The following is a 4,862-nucleotide window of genomic DNA, read 5'->3' on the forward strand; positions in this document are numbered from 1 at the left end:
GTGTTTACACAGAAAATACAAGTGTTGTTACTGGTGGTTCAACGTATACAAGTTACTTAAACTACTTCTCTAACGAGTATAGAGCAGTTGTTGAGAACTTCGTTTTAGATGCTACTGCTTTTAAAGTAAGAGAGTTATCTTTAAGTTATACTATTCCAGCTAAAACTATTGAGAAAACTGGTTTAACTTCTTTACGTGTAGGTATTAATGCAAGAAATCCTTTCATTGTATTACCTGAAGAAAATAGAAGTTACTCTGATCCTGAGCAATCTAGATCTTCTGGAAATGATAAAGGTTTAGCAGTTACGGGTCAATATCCAGCTACTAGAACTTTTGGTTTCTCACTTAATGCTTCATTTTAATTAAATTAGATATGAAAAAAATAAAATTTCTATTGCCTTTAATAGCACTTACGCTATTTTCGTGCGACAATTACTTAGATGTAAATGTATCTCCAAATGATCCAAATGCATCTTTAATTACACCAAATTTATCAATCTCTGCTGCTCAAACTGGATCTTATTCAGTTTTAGTAAGAAGAATGAATGAATTAGGAAACGTATTCATGAACAACTGGGGTGCAAACGTAAACTCGTTTACAGGTGGTTATGCTGAAGAATTCGGTATTACTATGAGTAATAATTTTTACGAAGATGTATGGAACAGTTTATACAGAAATACGTATGAATTCACTAACATTATCAATTATCCATCAAGTAACTATGATAATCATAAAGCAATTGCTAAAATTATGAAATCATTTTATTTTCAATATTTAGTTGATTTATATGGTGATGTACCTTATTTTCAAGCACACCAAGGGGCTAATAATGTAAACCCAGCATATGACGATGATCTAGCTATTTATAGAGATTTGATTGTTCAATTAGACAGTGCTATTGACATGATTGATAATGCACCTGCAACAACTGTTGGTGTTGGTTCAGAAGACGTTATGTTAGCTGGTAATATGGATGCGTGGAAAAAATTCGCAAATACTTTAAAATTGAGAATTTTATTACGTCAATCTACAAAAGGGTCAACTAACGGTGCAACAACTACTGATGCTGCTACTGTTACTTATTTAAATGCGCAATTTGCAACGTTAGATAATAATTTTGTGGATAGAAATATTACTATTAATCCAGGGTATTCTAATGCAAAAGATGCACAACAAAATCCATGGATGAACTTAATGGCTCAATTAACTGAGACGGGTACAAACCCAGCTGTACCAACTTTAACTTACCGTTCAACTTACAATTTTAGAAGAGCTTCTTCTTTCATTGCAGGTCAATTGAATAATAATCCAGTTGATCCAAGACGCGGAAGATTATTTGGTTTAGTAAGTAGTGCTGTAGTAGGTGTTACTCAAGGAGATGCATCTCAACCTTCTGGTACTGCACCTTTGAGTTTATCTCCACTTGGACCAGGTTTGGTAATTAAATCATCACAAGACGGATATGTAATGTTGTTAGCAGAAAGTTTATTATTACAAGCTGAAGCTGCACAAAGAGGATTTATTCCTGGAGGTCCTGCTGCCGCACAATCATTTTTTAATGCAGCTATTACCGCTTCTATGTCGCATTTAGGTGCTACTGTAGGTACGTATGTTGCTGATGTGAATGCTGTTGATGGAAAAGGATACACGGCCAGTACTAACAAGTACCAAGCAATTATGTATCAAAAATCAATTGCTTTAAACGGTACAAATGGTGTTGAAGCATGGATAGAATATACTAGAACAGGTTTTATCAACAACATTCCAATGCCAATGGGAGCAACTTCTCCAACAGGGAAAAAACCATTGCGTTTGATGTATCCAACGTCTGAATTAGCAAGTAATTCTGCAAATGTTCCTGCACAATCAATTGCTGATGCATTTAATGTTGGACCATTTTGGAAATAATTAGTAACAAAAAAAAATATATAATATGAAAAAGTTAATGACATTGATGATCGTTGCGGTTTCTTTCTTATCATGTTCAGATGATGGAATTAAAACAGAGCAAGATTTGACAAAAGGACCTAAGGTGGTTGGTTTTGCTTCTAAAGTTGCCAATGTACCCTATTTTTCTAATCAAGGTACTGTGTTGAGAAAGTTTCCAATGAATTTAATTGGAAATGGTAACGGACAAGTTTCTTCGTCTGATATTCAAGTATCTTATACAGTTGATCCTACATCTTCTGCTGTTGCTGGTAGAGAGTATAGCATGGTAGATACTACAGGAAAGATTACAATTCCTGCTGGTACCACATTTGGTGATTTTCCATTAAATGTAATTACAGGTGGTTTTAGTCCAACAGTTAAAACGGAGTTAGTATTAAATTTAACAACTTCTTCTCCAGGATCTATTGTTGGAGCTCAATATTCTCAATTGAGAATTGTTTTTGTTGGTTGTTTGTCTCAAGTTCAAGGTAATTATAACGTTAGAATCACTTCTGGTGCTTCTGCCTGGAATAGAACTGACGAAGTGGTTTCTGTTATAGGAGTTAATACTTTTAGAACAAGATATGTTGGAGGATGGACTGTTGCAGCATTAGGAGCAACCCCTCCAGGATTTGAATTTTCTGATGTTTGTGGTGAAATGGCAATTCCTGCTAATTTAACTTTAGGAGGTTATTCTAATGCTGTTTATGGTATTGGAGCTTATGGAGCAGGTATTGATGGAAGAGTAATTTCATCTACTAGTTTTGAGGTAACAAAAAATATTGCTTTTGCTGCTGGTGATGCTACATATAAATACGTTTACACACGTCGATAATTAAATTATTTAAACAATGAGAAAAATAAATTTTAAATACATCGTTGCTTTTGCTGCATTAGGCTTTTTTGCTTCTTGTGAGCCAGATAACGATACGACTAATGCAAGAGTTGTGAAGCCTGTAGTTACAGCTGCAGTTACTTCATTTACTATTGCTGAAGGACAAACGGCTACTGTTAATTTAACAGTAAATACGCCTTACTTTAGAACAATGGATTATAAATTGGAATTAGTAGGCGGTACAGGATCTTATAAAGACTATTCTACATCTGGTACTGAAACTGTACTTGATGATGGATGGGGAGTAATTGGATACAAAATTTCTGTTCCAGCTTATGCTGCAACCGCTTCTTTTGACATTACTCCATTAGTAGATTATTTACCAGAAGGTGCAGAAACGTTAATCTTTAGATTATACCCTATGGGGAATTCTAATGGTTTAGTAGCAGCTGCTTCTGAGACTATTACTGTAAACGTTTCAAATACTGTTTTAAATGAGGTTCAAATGGACTTAACTTGGGCTACAACATACAATGCACATGGAAATCTTGATGATATCATGTATGCTGGCGTAGATGGATTTGATCATTCATTAGAAGCCTATGATTTTGATTTGTATGTTGATCCAGGCGCATATCCTGGTGCTACAGGGGCTGAACCAGAGTATGATAATATTGCTAGTACAAGCGCAAATGGTGATTATGAAATCTATATCGATTTGTATGATTCACCAAGAAGATTAGCTGGTGGTGCTGCTGCAGGAACTGGTTATAGACCAACTACTTTATTAAACCTAACACCTGTTTTAACAGTTAGTAAACCAGGGCTTTGGGTAAAAGAAATACAATTAAGTAATATCTGGACTTCTAATACAATTCCAAGTAGAGTAGGGGGAGCATTTACAGCAGCTATTTATGCAGGTAAAGTTACTAAATCAGGTAACACTTTTACTTTGTTCGATGAAGCTGATGTACAATTAGCTACAGGTAGAGCAGCCGGTAATGTAATGCCAAAAGTTGCAAGAATTAAATAATAATTCTTAAATAAATACTAAAAGAGCTACATTTATGTAGCTCTTTTTTTTATTCTCTATTTTCTCATTACATTTGCCTATAATTATTTGTAATGAAAAAAGTTTTCTTGTTTTTTATACTATTTATCTCTTCTTCACTAGTAGCTCAGGTTGCTGATGATGAATTAACTAAAGGCTTAATTAAACAGAAAGAGGTAAAACCCCCCATCAACCTCTATAAAATTTATACCCTACAACAAGACTCTACTTTTGTTGATACTTCCTTGACCATACAAAGCGAGTATAAATACAATTTATTGCGTAAAGACAACTTTGGTTTACTCTCTTTTTCAAATGAAGGACAAACCTATAATACGTTAGATTTTGGGTTAAGAAAAAAAAGTAGTATGCCAAGCTTTGGTTATGCCGGTAAACATTTTAATTACCTTGAAGCAAACGACATCAACTATTATTCTGTTCCCACTCCACTTACTGATTTATACTATAAAACGGTTATGGAACAAGGGCAAACGGTAGATGCTTTTTTAACGGTAAACACTAAGCCAAATCTTAATTTTTCAGTTGCATATAAAGGCTTGCGCTCGTTAGGTAAATATGTGAACTTTTTATCGAGTTCTGGTAATTTTAGAGTTACTACCAGCTACTTTACAAAAGACAAGCGTTATTATTTAAACGCTCATTTTACGGGTCAAGATTTATCCAATCAAGAAAATGGCGGAATCATGGATGTTTCTCAATTTGAATCGGGTGATCCTAATTATAGAAAACGTGACGGTTTAGTGGTGTATTTTAAAGATGCAACTTCACTCTTAAAAGGAAATCGTTTTTTTATAGACCACTCCTTTAAGTTGAGTAAAACAAATCCCAACAGTTTAGTTTTTACACATCAGTTTAATCAAGAATATAAGTTTTTCGTATATACGCAACCCACAGTCAGTACAAGATTTGGAACTGCTTTTTCAAATAGTATTAGCACTAAAACAAGATACAATCATTTGTATAATAAGCTAGGGGTGGCCTACAAAACGAAATCATACGGTGATGTAGCTTTTTTTATTGAAGAT

Annotated in this window: 4 protein-coding genes and 1 pseudogene; all 5 read left to right on the plus strand. The window is 34.2% G+C overall.

Annotated features, from left to right (window positions below; translation table 11 throughout):
- Nucleotides 1-362: pseudogene (locus ACIQZC_RS09035) on the plus strand (SusC/RagA family TonB-linked outer membrane protein); the annotation flags it as partial.
- 11 nt (nt 363-373) lie between these two features.
- A complete protein-coding gene (locus ACIQZC_RS09040; protein ID WP_396138902.1) occupies nt 374-1,909 on the plus strand; it encodes a SusD/RagB family nutrient-binding outer membrane lipoprotein in 1,536 nt (511 codons plus the stop codon).
- 25 nt (nt 1,910-1,934) lie between these two features.
- Nucleotides 1,935-2,765, plus strand: coding sequence for a hypothetical protein (locus tag ACIQZC_RS09045; protein WP_396138903.1), 831 nt, complete (start codon nt 1,935-1,937; stop codon nt 2,763-2,765).
- A gap of 16 nt (nt 2,766-2,781) precedes the next feature.
- The gene (locus tag ACIQZC_RS09050; RefSeq protein WP_396138904.1) at nt 2,782-3,798 is read left to right on the plus strand and encodes a hypothetical protein; all 1,017 of its coding nucleotides are present in this window, start codon (nt 2,782-2,784) and stop codon (nt 3,796-3,798) included.
- A gap of 92 nt (nt 3,799-3,890) precedes the next feature.
- Nucleotides 3,891-4,862 (plus strand): putative porin (locus tag ACIQZC_RS09055; RefSeq protein WP_396138905.1); only part of this gene is annotated, 972 nt, incomplete at its 3' end.

Origin of the sequence: Flavobacterium sp. (assembly GCF_044338735.1) — a bacterium.
Classification (GTDB): Bacteria; Bacteroidota; Bacteroidia; order Flavobacteriales; family Flavobacteriaceae; genus Flavobacterium.

Excerpts from the sequence above, each read along its gene's own strand:
- ACIQZC_RS09045 (WP_396138903.1), top strand. The coding sequence starts at position 1,935 with ATGAAAAAGTTAATGACATTGATGATCGTTGCGGTTTCTTTCTTATCA.
- ACIQZC_RS09050 (WP_396138904.1), top strand. The coding sequence starts at position 2,782 with ATGAGAAAAATAAATTTTAAATACATCGTTGCTTTTGCTGCATTAGGC.
- ACIQZC_RS09040 (WP_396138902.1), top strand. The coding sequence starts at position 374 with ATGAAAAAAATAAAATTTCTATTGCCTTTAATAGCACTTACGCTATTT.